Source organism: Fibrella arboris, assembly GCF_041321095.1.
GTDB lineage: Bacteria > Bacteroidota > Bacteroidia > Cytophagales > Spirosomataceae > Fibrella > Fibrella arboris.
This window is the reverse complement of the sequence record NZ_JBGGWE010000001.1, coordinates 1-20,324: the sequence shown is the minus strand read 5'-3', so window position 1 is coordinate 20,324 and position 20,324 is coordinate 1. Positions and strand designations below refer to the sequence as shown.

Here is a 20,324-nt window from a genome sequence, read left to right as displayed (position 1 = left end):
GTGACGCGCAGCAAACTGGCATTTACACATGAGGACCATCAAGAAAATTCACCAGGCAGAATACCGGCCCATCGCCGATCTGATCACATACTCGCCGTTGCCATCGCGGCAGTTGCAGCAGATCGACCCGTTCCTGTTTCTGAACCACCACGGTTATCAGGAATATAGACCGAACAACCATGGCCTGCCGTTTGGGCCGCACCCGCACCGGGGCATGGAAACCGTCACGTTCATTGTCGAGGGCGACATCATGCACAAGGATTCGCACGGCTACAAAAGCGTGATCAGCGCGGGTGGTGTGCAGTGGATGACCGCCGGGCGCGGCCTGATTCACGCCGAAACCTCGTCTGATACGTTCAAACAGGAGGGAGGACCGCTGGAGATCCTGCAATTGTGGGTGAACCTGCCCGCCCGTCTGAAAATGACAGAACCTGCCTATTCGGGCTTGCAAAAAGAGGCTATTCCGGCCATTGCAGTCAACGATAACGTGACGGTCAACCTTGTGTCGGGCACCTGGGATGGGCAGAAAGGTGCGTTCGGGACCCTGTCTGATGTGTTTCTGAGCACCGTCGCTATCAAAGCAGGCGGCACCGTGTCATTGCCGGTGGCAACGGAGCGAAATTGTCTGTTCTATGTTATTCGGGGCGGCGTTACTGTCAACGGGCAGACGGTGAAGCACCGCGAACTGGCTGAGTTCAACCACGATGGTGATACGCTTGATGTTACGGCTACCACTGATTCGCTGTTACTGGTTGGTCATGCCGTGCCGTTCAACGAACCCGTCGTAGCGCGTGGCCCTTTCGTGATGAATACCGACCAACAAATCATGGAAGCGTATCAGGATTACCAGGCCGGTACATTCGGCGTCTGGAGTGAATGAGGCAAAACAGATTTCAACACAGAGGAACAGAGAAAACAGAGAACACAGAGTTTTACTTTATCAGTCATCAATTTTCTATTTGACATAAAACTCTGTGTTCTCTGTTTTCTCTGTTCCTCTGTGTTAAACCCTTTTTAACCCACCTCAAAAAACAAGTAAAACAAAACCCTTATGCAACGTACCCAAACCTTATTCCTAACTGCAGCCCTGATGGGTTGCACGGTTGCTTCTTTCGGTCAGTCGGTTGGCAAAAAACCAATTTCGCAACCGCTGGTATCGAACATTTATACGGCTGACCCGTCGGCTCATGTGTTCAACGGGAAGATCTACATCTACCCTTCGCACGATATTGACGCGGCGATCAAAGAGGATGACGAAGGCGGCCATTTCGCCATGAGGGATTATCACATTCTGTCGATGGACAAAATTGGCGGGAAAGTGACCGACAATGGCGTAGCGCTCGATATCAAAGACATTCCCTGGGCCGGTCGGCAGCTTTGGGCACCCGATGCCACCTACAAGAACGGCACCTACTACCTGTATTTCCCGGTCAAAGACAAGCAGGACGTGTTCCGCATTGGTGTGGCCACGAGCAAGAAACCAACGGGCCCCTTCAAGCCGGAACCAGCGCCCATCAAAGGCAGCTATAGCATCGATCCCACCGTTTTTCAGGATACCGACGGCAAAGCGTACCTGTATTTCGGCGGCATCTGGGGCGGTCAGCTCCAGCGGTGGACCGGCAACAAATATGACGCGAAAGGCGCGTTGAAAAAGCCGGATGAACTCGCCTACCAACCCCGCGTAGCTCGCTTAACCGCCGACATGAACGAGTTTGCCGAGCCCGTAAAAGAGCTGCAACTCGTTGACGCCAACGGAAAGCCGTTCCACGAAAAAGATAATGACAAACGTTTTTTCGAGGCCGCCTGGATACACAAGTACAACGGCAAATACTATTTCTCGTACTCGACCGGCGACACCCATAACATCTGCTACGCCATTGGCGATAACCCATACGGTCCGTTCAAGTATCAGGGCGTAGTGCTGAAACCTGTTCAGGGCTGGACCAACCACCACTCCATCGTGCAGATTGGCGCGAAGTGGTACCTGTTCTACCACGACGTGCAGCTATCGGGCAAAACGCACCTCCGCAACGTGAAAGTGACCGAGCTGACCTACAACCCCGACGGCACGATCAAAACCATCGAGGCGTATAAGTAAAATCTAGTACGTTGGCTTCGTGCCAGCGCGAAGCCAACGTACCCAACTCCAACCCAACATATGAAAAACAATGCCACTTTTCGATGCCTTGCGCTTTTATTGATCGGGTCAATAGGCATTGCCTCTGCCCAGTCGCAGAAGGGATTGAAAGATTACTACGCCAACTACTTCCCGATTGGCGTGGCCGTAAATCCGCGTATGGTGCAGCCGGGGCCCAATGCTGATCTGATCAAGGCACAATTCAGTAGCCTGACGCCCGAAAATGCCATGAAAATGGGGCCGATCCACCCGGAAGAAAAACGATACTTCTGGAAAGACGCTGATGCCATTGTCGACTTTGCCCAGCAAAACAAAATGCTGGTACGGGGGCACACCTTATGCTGGCACAACCAGACGCCACGCTGGTTCTTCACCGATTCGACCGGCAAACAGGTAACCCGCGAGGTGTTGCTGGCCCGCATGAAACAGCATATCACCGACGTGGTGGGCCGCTATAAAGGCAAAATCTACGCCTGGGACGTGGTGAATGAAGCCGTACCCGACACCAGTAATGCCATCTACCGCAAGTCGAAATTCTACGAGATCATCGGTGAAGACTACATCGAGAAAGCCTTTGAATATGCCCATGCCGCTGACCCTTCGGCGCAACTGTTCTACAACGATTACAACACGGAAAGCGCCTCGAAACGGGATAAGATCTATCAGTTATTGAAGAAGCTGAAAGACAAAGGCGTACCCATCAACGGGGTTGGGTTGCAAGGCCACTGGTCGATCTACGAACCCACGAAGCAGGAAATGGAAGAGTCGATCAACCGCTTCGCCAGCCTGGGCCTGAAGGTGCAGATCACCGAAATGGATATGTCGGTGTACCCAAAAGAGCACGAACGCCGCGAACGTCGCGATACGGATCGCAGCGAGTTTACAGCGGCGATGAACGACAAGCAGGCGGCTCAATACAAGATGCTGTTCGACCTGTTCAGGAAGCACAAAAAGCAGCTCACCGGCGTCACGTTCTGGAACCTCTCCGACAAATATTCGTGGCTCGACAACTTCCCCGTGCCCAACCGCAAAGATTTTCCGCTGCTCTTCGACCAGAACTACCAACCCAAAAAGGCGTTTACTGAAATAGTGACGTTCTAAGCAGCGACCTGCACGGTCGTTCAACAAATGACAGACCGGGCCTTAGCGTACCAGAAATGGGCGCTAGTGTCCGGTCTGTCATTTATGGTAGCTGATAGGTTAACGGGTTTTGTGAGCGACCCAAAGCCATAACGTACCCAACTGAGTTATAGGAGAAAACAAAGCGAATGAAGAACACGATTCTGGTAGCCGGTGCCACAGGCGATTTGGGCGGACGCCTTGTGAAGGCCTTACTGGCAAAAAGCGCAAACGTCCGGGCTATTGTTCGGGCGAGCAGTGACCCCGACAAAGTGAAAACGCTGGAGCAGGCTGGTGTAACCGTCTACAAGGTAAACATGAACAATGCAACCGACTTGGCGGCGGCTTGTCAGGGCGCTGACTGTGTTGTATCGGCCTTGTCCGGCTTTCGCGATACGATTGTCGATACCCAAAAAATAGTGCTGGACGCGGCCATCGCGGCGGGCGTACCCCGCTTTATCCCTTCTGATTATTCGCTGGATTTTACCCGCTTTTCAGACGGCGAAAACCGAAATCTGGACCTGCGTCGGGAGTTTCATACGTACCTGGCCAAAGCGCCAATTAGTACGACAACCATCTTCAACGGCGCTTTTGCCGAATTGATTACCGGGGCGATGCCGCTCATTCTGTTCAAACCCAAACTGGTGCTCTATTGGGGGGATGCCAACCACCGAATGGGTTTCACCACGATGGATAACACCGCCGAATTCACCGCCAATGCGGCCCTCGACCCAACTACGCCCCGCTATCTTTACATCGCTGGCGATCAAATCAGTCCCCGGCACCTGAAAGACGTGGCAAGTAGCGTAACCGGTAAGCCATTCCGGCTTTTCTGGGCAGGCAGTCCGTTTGTGTTGAGTGGTCTGATCAAGGTTGCCAAAGCGGTGGCGCCTGGCGAAGGTGAACTGTACCCCGCCTGGCAGGGGATGCAGTACATGCGCAACATGGTAGACAAGCGGGCAAGGCTCGATGGCCTCGACAACGATCGCTACCCATCTATCCGTTGGACAACGATCCGGGATGTGCTGACAGCGCATGAGCAGGCTGAACAGAAATAATCGTTCTGACCATGACCTATATTCTGGAAACAGAGCGCCTGGCCCTTCGGCAACTGACACTGAGCGACGCGCCATTTATCATCGAGCTCGTCAATAGTCCTGGCTGGCTAAAAAACATTGGCGACAGACACATCCATGCGAAAGAGCAGGCAGAATCGTATCTGCTGAACGGCCCGCTGGCAAGTTATGAAGCCTATGGCTTTGGCCTGTACCTGGTTGAACTAAAGGCCGGTCAGACACCGGTTGGAATGTGCGGTTTTCTGAAGAGAACCTACCTCGACCATCCAGACATTGGCTTTGCTTTTTTGCCCGCTTTCATGGGTAAAGGCTATGCCTTCGAGGCTGCTTCAGGGTTGATGAGCTTTGCCAGCACGACACTAAACCTACCGGTTGTGGCTGCCATTGTGCTACCCACGAACAGCCCGTCGAAGAAGCTGCTGGAGAAACTGGGCATGACGTTTAAAGGGCTACTGATTTCGCCCGATACGCAGGAAGAACTGTTGCTTTTTTGTAACGAGTAAGGTCAACCGGGCGTGTACCGCTACAGTGTGTTGAGCAGCACGGCATTCCCTTTACCCCGGCTTATTAGATCTGTTCATCCATCTCAAAGCGAAAAACATAAACAAGCTGGTAAAGACCACTTTAACAAGAATCCGGTGAAGTGGTAACTCCTGATCTGTAACGAACCGGTAAATCAGGAACATGATTACGGCGTAGAGCAGAGCGAGGTAAACTGAACTTCTCATAGTGAATGCAGAAACAGCCTATAGGATAGCGTTGAGCGTCAATACGCCAAGTAAACCAACCACACCAACGATCGTTTCCATGACCGTCCAGGTACGTAGGGTATCGTTGATGCTGAGGTTGAAATACTCTTTGAACAACCAGAAACCAGCGTCGTTGATGTGCGACAGCATCAGGCTACCTGCGCCAATCGCCAGCACCATCAGTTCGGGGTGAACGCCCGTCTGACTCTGCAATAGGGGAAGCATAATACCCGCTGTGGTTAGCCCCGCAATGGTGGCCGAGCCTACGCAGACGCGGATGAGCGCCGCCATGACCCAGCCCAGCACCAGTGGCGGCATATTCAGTCCGGCGAGTTGCTGACCGATGTAGACGCTCGTGCCGGAGTCGTTGAAAATCTGTTTTAGTGACCCCGCCCCGGCAATGACCAGCAGGATAGGCGATGCCGCTTTAATGGCCTCTTCCAGGTGTTTCATGGCCTTTTTCATCGATACGTTTCGGCGAAGCATCAGCGTATACACGGCCACCAGTACCGACACGAGCATACCCATATACGGCTCGCCGAGCAGCGTCAGCACTTTCCCGCCCAGCGTCTGGTCAAGGCCCTGCGTTTTCAGGTAACCGCGCAGGGGACCAAACACGGTGAGCATGATCACAGGCAGCAAGGCGACAAAAAAACTGATGCCAATGCCCGGCAGGTCTGTATTTGGGACATCGGTGGCATCAAACACTTCGCGGTCAGGTTTTGGGTTGAAGCGGCCCAGCGTTTTGCCAAAAATTGGGCCAGCCAGCACAATGGCGGGGATAGCTACCAGGATCCCGTAGAACAAGGTCTTGCCCAGATCGGCCCCTAACTGCCCTACCAGTGCGGCAGGTGATGGGTGCGGCGGCAGATAGCCATGTGCTACCGACAGGGCCGACAGCATAGGAATGGCCACGGTCAGCATGGGGAGGCGGGTAGAGGCGGCAATGGTAAAAATCAGCGGCACCACAATGATGAACCCGGCATTATAGAATAGCGGAATGCCGATGATGAAGCCCGCCAGCGCCATACCCCAGCGAATGTTCTTTACGCCAAACAGATCGACCAGCACGTTGGTGATGCGCCGGGCGGCGCCACTTTCGGCCACCACCCGCCCCAGCATAGCGCCGAAACCGATGATCAGTACCAGATCGCCAAGGGTATTGCCAATACCGGTCTGAATGGATTTGCCCACCGCCGGAACAGCCATACCGGCCGCAAGGCCGATGCCGATGGAGACAAGGATGAAAGCAATGAAGGTATCGAGGTGGAAATAAGCAATGAGGAGTATCAGCGCCAGAATGCCAGCGACGGTCAGCAGAAGAGGCATAAAAAGAGGAATGGTTTAGGCAATCGTACTAGGAAGCGTACCCGGCGGCTCATTTACCCAATGCAGCAGCCACCTCACCCCCAAGCCACTCCTAAAAACCAGGAGCGGCGTTGGGGGTGAGGTGGCTCAGCAACGCTGCTATTTCCTCGTTGAGCGGCTTATCGAGGTTAAAAGGTACCACACGGAGACGCAGACTCGCATCGTAGCCGAAGAGCTGAAGGGGTTCCCGGAACTGCGCATGGGCCGGGTAGATCAGGACCAGTTCGGTGGCCTCGTACTTTTTGCCGTAGGCATATAGCTGGTATAAGTCGGCCTGTTCGATCCCATAATGGCCTGTATGGTCCGTTGCATCCAGGGTTTTCCACTTCGTATCGAGCACGATCGTACGGTCATTCAGGCGCAGCAGCAGATCGGGGCGCAGCTTAAAACGCGGCGTGCCGTTATGATCGTCGATCAGCCAGGCCGACGATTGCTGGATCTCGACATCGACCCCCGCCCGGCGGAAACCGGCGGCTACGTATTGCTCAAACACACGATCCATCGGAAACAGCAGGCAATGCGAAACGGTTGGCCCGGCGCATAGACCCGGTCCCTGGCCGCGCAGCAACCAGGCGGCCCAGCGCAGGGCAGGCTCGTATGTCTTTAACAGGCGGGAGGTGGTCTGGGTACGTTGCAGATCGACGGTCAGATTCGCTGGTTCCGACACGTCGGCAAGGGTGGTGAGCAACTGCCGACAGCGGGTCTGGCCGGTCGTTGTCTGGGTACGCGCCGCCGCCAGTTGTAATGCCTTTTTCAGTACCCTGTTCACCGCGATGTCGGGCGTATGGTCGTCGTATGAGACAGCCAACCGGTCGGGGCGGGAGTAAGGCTGACGGAGCTGATCGGTCACTCGCAGTTTTCCGCGTAGGGTAGGCAGCGTGTCATCATGCGTAACGTAGTCACGGGCCAGGCCGCGCCCAAGGGCCTGGGCTGTTTCGCGCAGAAAAGCGTCGATGAATACCTCCCAAAGGGGCAGTTTCTGTGCGCCGAACTGCCCCGAATCGAGGTGACGAAAAGCCAGTTCGGGCAGGTGCCGGAGCAACGTTGGCAAATGCCCCGCTCGCGGACGAACCTCTAGTGCTACGCCGTTCGCCAGCGTCAGCAAACCCACGTAGTTGCGCCAGAGCATCCGTTCGCGGCCCCGGTAGAGGGTATAGGTCAAGAGCGCATCGGCGGTGGTACTGTCTGTACGGGTGGCGAGTTGCTTCACCGCATCGAAATCAGCGTCGGGCAGCAACAGATCGTCGGGGGTTGAGGTCTGATCAGGAAAGTCACTGGCCCGGTGTAGCGTACCGCGTTCAGACAGGGTGTAGGTACGTTGCATTGAAGCAAGTTACGCAAAAAGGTACGGTTGAGGTGCCGACCAACGCTCGACTCAGGCGAATTAGCCGGTTGATAGAGGATAAATTCTACCCGGATAAGCTTTGTTGCTTTGAGACCAATACGTTATGAAAAACTGTATGGGCGGCGTTGTGCATTCACTGCCTTGCTTGTTTTAATCAGCAGCCGACCCGGAGCTGGGTGAGCCATCCATCCAGACCGATGACTCGCTACAGGTCCGCTTTGTCGAAGACGGACCTTCTCTAGCGCACTTTCCCGCCGTCGGCTTTTTCGGGCATTTCGGTGCGGAACGTCATCACGTACTGCCCGTTGGCCAGCAGGGTAAGGCGATCTTTCCCGATGCGGAACAAACTAGCTTGCCCCAGCGCCGTCAAGTATTCTTCTTCGAAGGGGTTAGCACATTTTTTCGACGTCGTCGTGCGTACAACGAACTGTACATGATCGCCGTCGGCCTGTATATCACCCTTGAGCTTGTTGCAACCTGTTGTGCCTTCCAGCGCGTTGTCGCTCAGGCTAATGGTGATTTGCGGTAGCTCGTGGCTGGGAAACTGACCCGCCCGAACGCGTTGCCCATGAATGGTTTCGAGGGTCCAGGTGCCGTTGAGACGATCGCTGCCTTTAATAAAAGCACCATGCCCAACGTACCTGCGACCGCCTGTTTCCACACGTACCGTGTAAGCGTAGGTACGTCCCGTCAGGTTGTCGCGCGTGACCACGGGCTCTATGTATACCTTAACCCCCCCCGCCCGGCTGGCATAGGTTTTTTTACTCGTCGACGCTATCAATGCACCCGCTTCGTTACGTACCGACCGTGGCCCTACGTCGAGCAGCACGCCAGTGCTATTGGCGCCAATGGGCTTGGGTTTGGGCATACTGGCAACCAGTGTAGTGCCACTCGAGGGCTTGAACGTGATTTGCTTGGAAAAGTCAATATCCATCGACCAGTCGGCGGGGGCGGTGCCTGCCGCAACGAAGTCGATACCGGCCTGGCGCTTGTTGCGCCATATCTCTGATTCGGGTAAGGCGGCCACTTTGGGGCGAGTGCTGGCCGTAGATACGGGTTGACCAGCCCGTTGACAACTTGTAAAGGAAAGAGCCCACGCGCTTAGCAGGCCTGCTAATACTACTTGTTTCATACGCATTCCCTACAACGCTTATAGAGTGAGTGGTAGTATACGTAAAACCGGGAGGCGGGCGCCATTGTTGGCAACTACTTAACAAACACATGATTTTCAGCTCAACCTTTTCGGTTGGTTTCGGTGTTGTGGAGTGAGCCGCTTCACAGCATAAGCTGGAACAACGCGGCCTGGCGCATGAAAATTGGTATAGTCTGTTACCCCACCTTTGGGGGAAGTGGCGTAGTAGCCACTGAGTTAGGCAAGGCACTTGCCAAGAATGGCCATCAGGTGCATTTTATCACGTACCAGCAGCCGCCTCGTCTCGATTTTTTTAACGAGAACGTCTTTTATCACGAGGTCAATATCCCATCGTATCCGCTGTTCCAGTATGCTCCCTACGAGTCGGCGCTAACGAGTGCGATGGTTAATGTGGTGCTGAACGAAAAAGTGGATCTGCTCCACGTACACTACGCTATACCACACGCCTCCGCAGCGTACATGGCCAAAATGGTGCTGAAATCGCGGGGCCGGCACACGCCGGTTGTGACAACGCTGCACGGAACAGACGTCACGCTCGTGGGTAAAGACGCCTCGTATGAACCCGTGGTTACGTTCAGTATCAATGAGTCAGATGGGGTGACGGCGGTGTCGGAAAATCTGAAGCAGGAAACATTCGAGCATTTCGATATTAAACGCGAGATCGAGGTTATCCCGAACTTCATCGACCTGTCGCGGTTTCAGCGGCAACAGAAAGACCACTTCAAAATGGCGATTTGTCCGAACGGTGAAAAACTGATCGTGCATACGTCGAACTTCCGGCGTGTGAAACGGATCGACGATGCCGTGATGACGTTTTATCATGTTCGACAAACCATGCCCGTGAAGCTGCTGCTGGTAGGCGATGGCCCTGAACGTGCCCGTATCCAACAGCTTTGTCGCGAACTGGAGATCATGGATGATGTTCGTTTCCTGGGGAAACTCGATGCCGTTGAGGAGGTACTGTCGGTGGCCGATCTGTTTCTGATGCCGTCTGAAAACGAAAGCTTCGGACTGGCGGCGCTGGAAGCAATGGCCTGCGAAGTGCCCGTTATTTCAACGAACGTAGGCGGCCTGCCCGAACTGAACATACAGGGCGTGACGGGCTTTCTGAGCAACCTCGGCGACGTACCCAGCATGGTCAAAAATGCCCTCTACGTGCTCAACGACGATCATTTGCCTCAGTTCAAGGCCAATGCGCTCGACCGCGCCAAACAATTTGAGATCTCGAAGATTCTTCCCCTGTACGAAGCGCACTACGAGCGGGTACTACAGCTAATTAACAATGGGCAATTAGCCATGAACAACGTGTAATAAACAGAGACGCTGCTTATAAGGCGTGCTGGTTGCTAAGCGAGGTTCTTCTACATTGTCCATCATTCGTTGAGTACTGTTACTGGCTATTTGATAACTGACCTATGAATCCAAACATACCTATCTCAGACCGGAAACGCGTAGTGATCGTGGGAGCAGGTTTTGGGGGACTAACCCTGGCTCGGCATCTGGCACGCCGCAGTGAATTTCAGGTGGTGCTTATCAACAAATACAACTACCACGAATTTCAGCCGCTCTATTACCAGGTTGCCACGGCGGGGCTGGAGGCCAATTCCATTCTGTTTCCGCTACGGGCCGCCCTGGGCGATAAAGCCAATGTGCACATCCGGGTGACGTCTATGAATGGTATACGCCCGGCCGATAAAGCCATTGATACGGATATCGGGGCCATTACCTACGATTATCTGGTGCTGGCTATGGGGGCCGATACCAACTTCTTCGGTCAGCAGATGTTCATTGATCTGGCCTTGCCCATGAAATCGGTGCAGGAAGCGATTGCCCTGCGCAATCGCCTGCTCCAGAATTTTGAAGAAGCCCTCAGCGTAGAAACCGACGACGAACTAACCGGACTAATGGACGTGGTAGTTGTAGGCGGTGGGCCAACCGGCGTGGAGCTCTGCGGGACCCTCGCCGAACTGCGCAAGACCGTACTGCCCCGTGATTATCCCGAGCTTGATTTTAAGGGCATGGACATTCACCTCATCGAATCGGGGGGAGAACTGCTGGGCCCCATGTCGGTAGAAGCGCAGAAACATGCCCTCGACTATCTACAGGAATTGGGTGTACACGTTCGGCTGAAAACCCGCGTGAAAGACTTCGACGGTCGAACCGTATCGATGAATGACGGCACCACGCTACGCACCAATAACCTGATCTGGGCGGCGGGTGTGCGGGCCAACACACCCGCTGGACTACCCGCCGAAACCGTTGGTCGCGCCGGCCGACTGATCGTCAATCGGTTTAACCAGGTACAGGGTTTCACGGATATATTCGCGGTAGGTGATCTGGCATTGATGGCCGAAGGGGATAAATGGCCGGATGGACATCCACAGGTAGCGCAGCCGGCTATTCAGCAGGGGCGGCTTCTATCGAAGAATCTGACGCTGCTGACCCGGGGTGGGCAACCTGTTCCATTTACGTATAAAGAACTGGGTTCAATGGCGACGATCGGCCGTGGCTTAGCGGTGGTTGATCTGCCATTCCTTAAATTCAGCGGATTCTTTGCCTGGCTTACCTGGCTGTTTGTGCACCTGATGGCTATTCTGGGCGTAAAAAATCGGTTACTGATTTTCATCAACTGGATGTGGAATTACCTAACATATAATCAGTCACTGAGGTTAATAATAAAACCTAAGTTATCAAAAGCACCATTGGATGTTCCGAAGGAACGATTAAACGATTCGGTGGAAGTAGCCAAAACACCAGCTATTTAGTCAATTTGGTTGACCGTTTGGAACATTGAAAAACCAAAATCGGTTATTTTTGCCGTACTACTAGGACTCACATTATGCAACTCGAAGAATACAAAGCCATTCATAGCCGCCCAAAAAATAACGGCACGAAGAAACTATTCGACAACCCTATTCTAGAGTATTTGTCGCGTACACACATCTCGGTTCCGATTACCATGTGGCTGACTCTGTCGGCTTTCTTAGGCTGGTACGCCTTTACATACACAGCCATGAGCACAGGGCAGATTGCGGGTCTCTTTGCTACCGGTTTATTCGTGTTTACCATCTTTGAATACGTACTGCATCGCTACCTGTACCACCTGGCACCCACTACGCCGCAACGGGCTAAGATTCAGTACACCTTCCACGGCGTTCACCACGAATATCCGAAAGACAAGACTCGTTTGGCTATGCCGCCAGCGCTGGCCATTTTTGTGGCAGGTGCATTCTTCAGCTTGTTTTTCCTGCTGATGGGCGAAGCCGCCTATGCTTTCTTCCCTGGGTTCATGGTGGGGTATACGGGCTATCTGTCGGTACACTTTATCGTACACGCCTATCCGCCACCGAAAAATTTCTTTAAACAGCTCTGGATCAACCACAGCGTTCACCACTACAAAAATCCCGAAAGTAACTACGGCGTCTCATCGCCGATGTGGGATTACATCTTCAACTCCTTCCAGAAGTAGTATACTGATTTTTACAGGTACGCGGACTGAAGGGAGCCAACCTGATGAACGCAGATTTTTAGATGTAAGCGGCGCTGATCCGTTCTAGTCTAGAAAGCTGCGTTCATCAGGTTGACTCCCTTCAGTCCGCGTGCTATTAGGTTCCTACTATATCCTCGATGTCAATTTCGGTGGCGCAACGGAAATGACCCAGTGGGCAGGCTTTGCGGCCGTGCAGATTGCAGGGGCGGCACTCGATCAGGTCGCGGATCTCGGCAACACGAGAGTTATCGGCAAGCGGGCCAAAACCGAATCCCGGCACTGTTGAACAAAAAACAGCTGTGGTGGGGGCGTTCATGGCCGAACAAAGGTGCAACGGCGCCGAGTCATTGACATAGTTCATGCGGGCGCCCTGCATCAGAGCCGCTGACTCGAGCAGCGATAATTTCCCCGCCAGATTGATTACCCGGTCCCGGTCCGTTTCGATCCGAATGTATTCGCAGGCTCCCGTATCCCCTGGTGCGCCGAGCAGATAAACCCGCCAATGAGCTGGCAGTTGCTCGATGACCTTTACCCAGCCGTTTGCCGGAAACTGTTTGGTGAACCAAACGGAGGTGGGGGCAATACACACGTAAGGCTCCGTTTGCCAGTGCGCTACGGCCGAATAGTCGGCGGGCGACGGATATAATTTAGGCCTGGATTGACTATACCCGGCAATAGCCAGAGGCTTGAGCAGGTCATTATTTCGCTGAACCTCGTGCCGATGCTGCCCAATTACGTGCGGGATTTGGTGCGTGAACCAGGCTGAGAACGGATTCTTGTCGAAGCCTACGGTCATCTTAGCACCCGAAAGAGCGGTTAGCAGGCCCGTGGCACCAAAGCGTTGCAGGTTAAGAACAGCCCGGTATGGCGTGGCGCGGATTTGATGGAGCAACTGCCATAAACTACGGTATTTCTCCGTCCTTTTTTCCCAGATAAGTAACTGATTGATAAAGGGATGGCCTTTAAATAGTGCTTCGTTACCCCGTCTGATCAGCAAGTCGATTTGGGCATCGGGCCAGGCCCGGTGCAGGTCTTCAAGAAGAGCCGTCGCCAGAATGGCGTCGCCAATAAAAGCTGTCTGAATGATTAGGAACCGGGCTGGCATGGATGGGGTTAATTAACGGCACAAAGTTGTGTCTTTTTTGCTGATTTTGCCTTTTGGAAGACTATCACCTGCATACCCTGCCCAACGGCATCCGAATTGCCCATAAGCAGGTTCCCCATACACAGATTGCCCACGTAGGCCTGATGCTCGACATCGGGAGCCGCGACGAACTGCCCCATCAGCAGGGAATCGCTCACTTCTGGGAACACATGGCCTTCAAAGGCACAACTCGCCGACAGGCGCATCATATCATCAACCGTCTTGAAAATGTTGGTGGTGAACTCAACGCGTATACTACGAAAGAAAAGATCTGTTTTCATGCGTCGGTACTGGGGGTTCATGCCGAGAAAGCCATTGAGCTTTTAGCCGATATTGCCTTTCATTCCACATTTCCTGAAAAGCAGATCGAGCGCGAGCGGGGTGTCATCCTGGAAGAAATGTCGATGTACTACGACTCGCCGGAAGATGCGATCCAGGATGATTTCGATCAATTAGTGTTCCCTAATCACTCGCTCGGATATAATATTCTCGGAACTGCCGATACAGTACGCTCCTTCACGAAAGAGTCACTAGAGACGTTTATTAACGAAAATCTGGACACGAACCGTATCGTATTTTCGTCGGTCAGCAACATGCCGTTCGGGAAAGTGGTGAAAATGGTCGAAAAATACCTGCGCGACGTACCTGAGAAACACGCCAACCGGAAACGGCAAGCGCCGACCCACTATGCCCCTACGCACGAGCGAATGCCCCGGCCCATTACGCAGGCACAGGTAGCCATTGGCCGACCTGCCTATAGCCTCAACGACCCCCGGCGGTTACCGTTCTTTATGCTCGTGAACCTGCTGGGCGGCCCCGGTATGAACTCGCGGCTGAACATGAACCTGCGTGAACGCTACGGACTGGTGTACTCGATCGACGCTGGCTATACGCCCTACCTCGATACAGGGTATCTCGGCATTTACTTTGGTACCGACCCCAAACAGATTGACCGTAGCCTGGCGCTAACCTACCGCGAGTTTAAAAATCTGCGCGAAAACGTGCTGACGACCACCCAACTGCACAACACGAAAGAGCAATTGATGGGCCAGCTGGCCATGTCGGAAGAGGGAAATAACAGCTTTATGCTAATGATGGCCAAGAGCCTGCTCGACATTAACCGGGTGGAGCCGCTAACCGATATTTTCAAAGATATTCAGGCCATTACCGCTCATCAATTGCAGGATGTGGCCGTTGACATGCTGAACGAGCAGCAATTCAGTACCTTGTTTTTTACACCGGAAAAATAAATGAGTTTACTGTTTACAGTTTGCTGTTTACCGTTGCGTTGCTAATCAACAAGGCCAATAACAAGCGAAGCAACTGAAAACGGTAAACGGCAACCTGTAAACTCCTTTTTCATGACCCTTCGCAATGCACAGGACACCGTCGATGAATGGATAAAAACGGTAGGTGTTCGCTATTTCGGCGAATTGACAAATATGGCCATACTGACCGAAGAGGTTGGCGAACTGGCCCGGATTATAGCTCGCCGCTACGGAGAACAATCGGAAAAGGAATCGGATAAAAACCGGGACCTCGGCGACGAAATGGCCGACGTGCTGTGGGTGCTGATCTGTCTGGCCAACCAAACCGGCATTGACCTGACCGAAGCCTTTGCCAAAAACCTCGAAAAGAAAAACACCCGTGATGCCACCCGGCATCTGGATAACGAGAAGCTGAAATAGTTTGCTGTTTTCTGTCTGCAGTTTACGGTTGCGCTGCGATCGAAACATATCGGAGGGTAGCAAAGCAACCGTAAACTGCAGACAGAAAACAGCAAACTCTATTCATAGTTCAGGTACGTTACCTGTGGGCAGATGTGGCAGGCGGCGGCACCTTCCTGCATAAACCACCGGCACGATGGCCGTATGCCACAACTGGGTAAAATAGCTTCCTGGGTAGCCTGAAGGCGTTGCAGCGCCCCCGCTACGACGCTGCAACCACCCGCCCCCCACTTGGTGCACCCTTTCTCGACGCATTTGTTCACGAATCGAAACCGTTCTTCGGCAGGACCCGCTGCGGTGGCGGCTTCCACAAAACCGGACGTAACGGGAAGCGGCTCTGCCAACAGACTAATGCCACCGTCCGGCCGCACAACGCCCAGTAACTGCGATCCCTCGCGCAACGGAGCCGACGGGCATAGCGGCCGTGAATCGGTCGGTAGAGGCCCGTTTTGTGGCCGCGGGCTCATCCGCCGAACTGCTGATGGCCTACCTGTTCAATGCCCGCCCCCAACACTTGTCTGTTGTCGAGCGCTTTCTGGAAAACGGTCCCGAAATCGTGGCGATTAAGCAGACGTGACCAGTCGCCGCCGTCGATGCGGATGACCTTGCCGAACAGGCCATTACTACCCGTAGCCGCGGCGGCATTGTTTGTTTTTCCGGTCAGATTTACTTCGCCCAATTTGCGCATCAGCGTATTGTTTAGCGCCAGGCTAATCTCTTCCCGAACGTCGTCGGGTAATTCAAGGCCCTTCACGTCGAGCGTGAAGGTGGCAGCTTTCATATCCATGTTGCTTGTGGTTTAGGATACGGTCCCTACTCGGTTAAAGGATTTTCGGATGCTCCTCGTCAGCAGCACATTGCCAACAGCACAAACGTACCGGCTTGGGTAGCCCTTTTTTAGCGTAAAAAAACGCCTTCTTGTGAAAGGCGTTTTCAGGTAGTTCAGGAAAGGGAGGTGCGTACTTGTACGGTAAAGACCTTCTCTAGACTGGTTTTTTTCGATTCCAGTAGAAATAGAATGGAATGCCCGTTGCCATCAGGCCCAAGCCAACGAGGGCTTCTTCGGGGCGATTGATGAGGGTGTTAATGACCAGATACGCGCAGAACGCAATGAACAAGGCGGGCACTACGGGATAGCCGATCACGCGGTAGGGCCGTTCGGCATTGGGCATACGACGGCGCAGCACAAAGACGCCCACCGTAGTGGCTCCGTAGAAAATGAAGGCCGCGAAAATCAGCATGTCGGTCAGGGTGTCGAAAGAGCCTGACAGGACCATCAGGGTTGTCCAGGCGGCTTGCAGCACCAGCGAGCGTGACGGCGTCTGGAATGTGGGGTGCATGTAATCGATGCGGCTAAAGAATTGTCCGTCTTTCGACATGGCGTAGAAGAGACGTGAGGCCATCAGAATAGTGATGCTACAACAGTTGAAGGTCGTCACCAGCAGCAGGCATGAGATGATCAGCGAGCCTGCTTTACCGCCCATCAGACCCGCTACCGACACGGCCGCAATACTGTTTGGACTCAGTTTCAGCGCAGCCAGATCATGTACCGGCATCACGTATAGGTAAACCAGGTTCATAAGCAGGTATAAGCCCATGATCGACAACGTACCTATCGTGAGGGCCCAGGGCAAATTCCTCGATGGTTTTTCGATTTCGCCACCGATGTAGCCGACGGTATTCCAGCCTTCGTAGGGCCAGAAGGCGCTCAGGCAGGCCAGCGCCATGGCGCTGATCAACGATTTGCCGGTCAGGCCCGTATCAACCGGCTGTAGATTCACCACACTGCCGACACTCGAGAACAAGCCGAAAACAATAAAGCCCAGCATGACGGCAATCATGATGGCGGTCAGGAACCGGCTGATCGCTTCGCCGGTTTTCAGGCCCCGGATGTTGAAGGCAGTTTGCCCCCACACCAGCACAATGGCCAGGATTTTTACGCTCAGGTTATCGAAAGGATGCAACCCCAGCAGATTGACGTCGGCCCACGACGTAGGGGTGACCGGCAGGGCAATCAACGAATTGACCGACTGGGCGAATACGTAGGCAATAGAGGCAATGGAGGCCGTACGAATAACGGCAAAGTTGGTCCAGCCAAAAAGAAACGCGAAAAACCGATTGTAAATAACCCGGAAATAAACGTACTCTCCGCCTTCGCTCGCCAGCATACTCGCCACTTCAGCGTTGCTCAACGTACCCGCGAGACTCACCAAACCGGCAATGAGCCAGGCGGCCAGCACCAGCGTTGGCGACCCCAATTCGGCCGACATCGGCACCACTTTCTTGAACACCCCCGTACCAACAACGGAGCTAATGACAAAGATGATGGCCGACAGTAACCCTATTTTAGGGCGAACTAATGTGGTGGCCGCCGGTTCGGGCGCAGGGGATGAAGAGGTCGTCATGGGTTAAAGATAATCGTAGCGGCGCATACTTGCGTCTCCTCGGGCGTCAGCAATCTTTTAGAGCAACACAAATTGCTGACCCACCTTAGACGCAAGTATGCGCCGCTGCGAATCGCTTAATTCACCGCATGCAGCACCGTATCTTTCAGGTCGTCGAACGTGCTTTTAGCTTTACTGGTCAGGTCATCTTTCAACGAACCAGCTTTATCAGCCACTGACTCTTTTAAGGAACTGGCCTTACCCGTTACCGTATCTTTCAGGTGGCTGGCTTTATTGGTCAGGTTGTTTTTTAGTTTGTTGCCTTTATACCGATACTTGGCTTCGTCGTATTCCTGCTCAATCGCGTTGTGGCTTTTCCAGGCCGACAGGACCACCAGGCCGGCAATAGCCAGCGCAGCAATCCCCAGACTCATGGCAATGCTGTGCGACTCTTCTTCTTCGGCTTCGTTTTTATCTTTCATATCCCGGCGCGACGAACTGGTCACGGCCGAGTCGGGCAGGAGGTGAGCCATGGCGACAGAGGCTTTGTTGGCCACACCATGCACTACTTTGTCTTTACCGCTCATCAGCGCATCGTACCCTGTTTTAGCCACATCGGCAGCGGGCGTTTCGCGGGCTTTTTCCTGGGCTTTGGTGTTGGAGGCACCGGCTTTATTGAAGAAATCGGTATCGGTAGCGCCGGGCATCAGCACCGTTAATGTTACGTTGGTGTCTTTGATCTCATTGCGGAGCGCTTCTGAGAACGAGTAAATAAACGACTTGGTGGCGCCGTAGACAGCCATCAACGGGTTTGGGATAACCGAGGCTACCGACCCCAGCATCAGGATCTTACCCTCATTGCGATCCACCATGTCTTTCAGGAACAACTTGGTCAGTTTCACCAGCGCAATCACGTTGATATGAATGATGTCGACCTCTTTTTGCAGATCGGTTTCGGTGGCAAACATGCCATACTCACCCATGCCGGCGTTGTTTACCAGCACATCGACCTGGAGGCCCTGCTGCTTCACTTCATCATAAACTTCCTGGCCGGCCTGATCACTGGCCAGGTCTTTAACGATGAGCGTGGTTTTGATACCAAACTGATGGTCGTAGCTCTGTGCCAGTTGCTGAAGGTCATCGTTGCTGCGAGCGACGAGGATAAGGTTGTAGCCGTCTTTGGCGAAAAGGTTGGCGAGTTCGCGGCCGATGCCGCTGGTGGCACCCGTCACAAGGGCCGTTTTACCGTTCTGTGTTTCCATTGTTGAGGTTTATTTGATACTCAACTAAAACAACAGACTATAGAGAAAAGGGTTTTCAATTATCCATTGATAAGGTAGCTCCTGATCGTCGCGGCGGTTTCGGCCAGTTCTTCCTGGCTGGGTTTTATTTTATGGTTAAAATCCATGTCGGCCAGTGAGTTCATCGGAATCAGATGAACGTGGGCGTGAGGCACTTCCAAACCAATAACAGCCACGCCGATTCGCTTACAGGGCACCGCTTTTTCGATGGCAGGCGCTACTTTTTTTGCAAAGGCCATCAGGCCCGCATACAGGTCATCCTCAAGGTTGAAAATATAGTCTACTTCCTGTTTGGGGATCACCAGCGTATGCCCCAGGGTAGTAGGCATTACGTCGAGGAAAGCCAGGAATTGGTCTGTTTCGGCAATTTTATGCGCGGGGATTTCCCCGGCAACAATGCGTGAGAAGATGGAGGCCATTGGGCGGTCGTTTGCGTTTTTGACCACAAAGATGGGAGAACAATTCCCGATTTTTTTGTCAGAATATGACTGATTCGGTAAGCAACTCCGTTTCGCGAATTGTTCATTGTGTATTCAACTGTAGTTTTGCTATTCTCTTTAACGAACAGACTATGCGACTTCACCGCGAAGGCAATACCATTATGTTTACCACAGCGCTGGTATTGCTGGGCCTTAATTTATCTGCCTATTACTTCCTATTCCGGCAAAACGCCACGGCCATGTGGCTACTGGGCATCGTGAGCCTGGTGCTCTTCTTGCTGGTCGTGCAGTTCTTCCGCATTCCGAAACGGGCACACACGCTGGACGAAAAATTGGTAGTGGCGCCCGCTGATGGTACCGTAGTGGTTATCGAAGAAACGGTAGAGAACGAATATTTTAAGGATAAGCGGAAGCAGGTGTCCATCTTCATGTCTCCGCTGAATGTGCACGTCAACCGCAATCCACTGTCGGGCCTGGTGAGCTACTTCCGATACTATCCCGGCAAATACCTGGTGGCCTGGCACCCGAAGTCGAGCACCGATAATGAACGGACAACGGTGGTGATCAAACAGGAAAGCGGCGTTGAAGTGCTCATGCGGCAGATTGCCGGTGCACTGGCCCGCCGCATTGTCTGGTATGTCAATGAAGGTGATTCGGTGAAACAGACCGAAGAAATGGGCTTTATCAAGTTCGGCTCGCGGGTTGACCTGTTTCTGCCATTGGATGCCAAAATCAACGTGACCATGGGCCAGAAAACGAAAGGCGGCGTTACGGTTGTGGCCGAGTTGACCTAGGTACGTTCCATCTCCCGGGTAAAGGATAAAACCCAGAGCGGTCCGCCGTTTCGGGGTAGCGTGTACAGAGAAAAATAGCTCTGTGCACGCTACCCCG

General features: G+C 53.4%; 20 protein-coding genes. 11 read left to right on the top strand and 9 right to left on the bottom strand.

What is annotated here, in order from left to right; translation table 11 throughout:
• Positions 1-28: 28 nt before the first annotated feature.
• From ACAW75_RS00100 to ACAW75_RS00080, 5 genes are all read left to right on the top strand, one after another.
• Complete coding sequence (locus ACAW75_RS00100) at positions 29-880, top strand: pirin family protein (RefSeq protein WP_370726617.1); 852 nt, start codon at positions 29-31, stop codon at positions 878-880.
• 171 nt (positions 881-1,051) lie between these two features.
• Positions 1,052-2,098 (top strand): glycoside hydrolase family 43 protein, encoded by a 1,047-nt coding sequence (locus ACAW75_RS00095; RefSeq protein ID WP_370726616.1) that lies wholly within the window; start codon positions 1,052-1,054, stop codon positions 2,096-2,098.
• A gap of 60 nt (positions 2,099-2,158) precedes the next feature.
• Positions 2,159-3,238, top strand: a complete 1,080-nt coding sequence (locus ACAW75_RS00090) for an endo-1,4-beta-xylanase (RefSeq protein ID WP_370726615.1) — start codon at positions 2,159-2,161, stop codon at positions 3,236-3,238.
• A 167-nt stretch (positions 3,239-3,405) separates the two neighbouring features.
• On the top strand, positions 3,406-4,314 hold the full coding sequence (locus tag ACAW75_RS00085; RefSeq protein ID WP_370726614.1) for an NmrA family NAD(P)-binding protein: 909 nt from the start codon (positions 3,406-3,408) through the stop codon (positions 4,312-4,314).
• An 11-nt stretch (positions 4,315-4,325) separates the two neighbouring features.
• A complete protein-coding gene (locus ACAW75_RS00080; protein ID WP_370726613.1) occupies positions 4,326-4,835 on the top strand; it encodes a GNAT family N-acetyltransferase in 510 nt (169 codons plus the stop codon).
• 243 nt (positions 4,836-5,078) lie between these two features.
• Here ACAW75_RS00080 and ACAW75_RS00075 read toward each other — a convergent pair whose 3' ends face one another.
• The 3 genes from ACAW75_RS00075 to ACAW75_RS00065 all read right to left on the bottom strand — a co-directional run bounded on the left by ACAW75_RS00075 (position 5,079) and on the right by ACAW75_RS00065 (position 8,926).
• Positions 5,079-6,410, bottom strand: coding sequence for a gluconate:H+ symporter (locus ACAW75_RS00075; RefSeq protein WP_370726612.1), 1,332 nt, complete (start codon positions 6,408-6,410; stop codon positions 5,079-5,081).
• Between the two features lie 91 nt (positions 6,411-6,501).
• A complete protein-coding gene (locus tag ACAW75_RS00070) occupies positions 6,502-7,773 on the bottom strand; it encodes an McrC family protein (protein ID WP_370726611.1) in 1,272 nt (423 codons plus the stop codon).
• Between the two features lie 259 nt (positions 7,774-8,032).
• Positions 8,033-8,926, bottom strand: coding sequence for an META domain-containing protein (locus ACAW75_RS00065; protein WP_370726610.1), 894 nt, complete (start codon positions 8,924-8,926; stop codon positions 8,033-8,035).
• Positions 8,927-9,103: 177 nt separating this feature from the next.
• Between ACAW75_RS00065 and bshA the strand changes: the two genes are divergently transcribed.
• From bshA to ACAW75_RS00050, 3 genes are all read left to right on the top strand, one after another.
• Positions 9,104-10,258 (top strand): N-acetyl-alpha-D-glucosaminyl L-malate synthase BshA, encoded by a 1,155-nt coding sequence (gene bshA, locus ACAW75_RS00060; RefSeq protein ID WP_370726609.1) that lies wholly within the window; start codon positions 9,104-9,106, stop codon positions 10,256-10,258.
• Positions 10,259-10,362: 104 nt separating this feature from the next.
• Entirely contained in the window at positions 10,363-11,712 is a 1,350-nt protein-coding gene (locus ACAW75_RS00055) for an NAD(P)/FAD-dependent oxidoreductase (protein WP_370726608.1), read from the top strand.
• 74 nt (positions 11,713-11,786) lie between these two features.
• Entirely contained in the window at positions 11,787-12,416 is a 630-nt protein-coding gene (locus ACAW75_RS00050; protein ID WP_370726607.1) for a sterol desaturase family protein, read from the top strand.
• A gap of 136 nt (positions 12,417-12,552) precedes the next feature.
• On the opposite strand, the gene ACAW75_RS00045 is transcribed toward ACAW75_RS00050, so the two are convergent.
• Positions 12,553-13,542, bottom strand: coding sequence for a glycosyltransferase family 9 protein (locus ACAW75_RS00045; RefSeq protein WP_370726606.1), 990 nt, complete (start codon positions 13,540-13,542; stop codon positions 12,553-12,555).
• 53 nt (positions 13,543-13,595) lie between these two features.
• Between ACAW75_RS00045 and ACAW75_RS00040 the strand changes: the two genes are divergently transcribed.
• The gene (locus tag ACAW75_RS00040; RefSeq protein WP_370726605.1) at positions 13,596-14,831 is read left to right on the top strand and encodes a M16 family metallopeptidase; all 1,236 of its coding nucleotides are present in this window, start codon (positions 13,596-13,598) and stop codon (positions 14,829-14,831) included.
• Positions 14,832-14,942: 111 nt separating this feature from the next.
• On the top strand, positions 14,943-15,269 hold the full coding sequence (locus ACAW75_RS00035; protein WP_370726604.1) for a nucleotide pyrophosphohydrolase: 327 nt from the start codon (positions 14,943-14,945) through the stop codon (positions 15,267-15,269).
• 98 nt (positions 15,270-15,367) lie between these two features.
• On the opposite strand, the gene ACAW75_RS00030 is transcribed toward ACAW75_RS00035, so the two are convergent.
• From ACAW75_RS00030 to ACAW75_RS00010, 5 genes are all read right to left on the bottom strand, one after another.
• A complete protein-coding gene (locus tag ACAW75_RS00030; protein WP_370726603.1) occupies positions 15,368-15,775 on the bottom strand; it encodes a hypothetical protein in 408 nt (135 codons plus the stop codon).
• Positions 15,772-16,095: a hypothetical protein gene (locus tag ACAW75_RS00025; protein WP_370726602.1), complete on the bottom strand. Its 324-nt coding sequence runs from the start codon at positions 16,093-16,095 to the stop codon at positions 15,772-15,774. The genes ACAW75_RS00030 and ACAW75_RS00025 overlap by 4 nt, the downstream gene beginning before the upstream one ends.
• A gap of 196 nt (positions 16,096-16,291) precedes the next feature.
• A complete protein-coding gene (locus ACAW75_RS00020; RefSeq protein WP_370726601.1) occupies positions 16,292-17,713 on the bottom strand; it encodes an APC family permease in 1,422 nt (473 codons plus the stop codon).
• A gap of 116 nt (positions 17,714-17,829) precedes the next feature.
• Complete coding sequence (locus tag ACAW75_RS00015; protein WP_370726600.1) at positions 17,830-18,954, bottom strand: SDR family NAD(P)-dependent oxidoreductase; 1,125 nt, start codon at positions 18,952-18,954, stop codon at positions 17,830-17,832.
• A gap of 59 nt (positions 18,955-19,013) precedes the next feature.
• The gene (locus tag ACAW75_RS00010) at positions 19,014-19,412 is read right to left on the bottom strand and encodes an HIT family protein (RefSeq protein ID WP_370727097.1); all 399 of its coding nucleotides are present in this window, start codon (positions 19,410-19,412) and stop codon (positions 19,014-19,016) included.
• A gap of 152 nt (positions 19,413-19,564) precedes the next feature.
• Here ACAW75_RS00010 and ACAW75_RS00005 point away from each other — a divergent pair, with 152 nt between their 5' ends.
• Positions 19,565-20,227: a phosphatidylserine decarboxylase family protein gene (locus ACAW75_RS00005; protein ID WP_370726599.1), complete on the top strand. Its 663-nt coding sequence runs from the start codon at positions 19,565-19,567 to the stop codon at positions 20,225-20,227.
• Positions 20,228-20,324 lie beyond the last annotated feature (97 nt).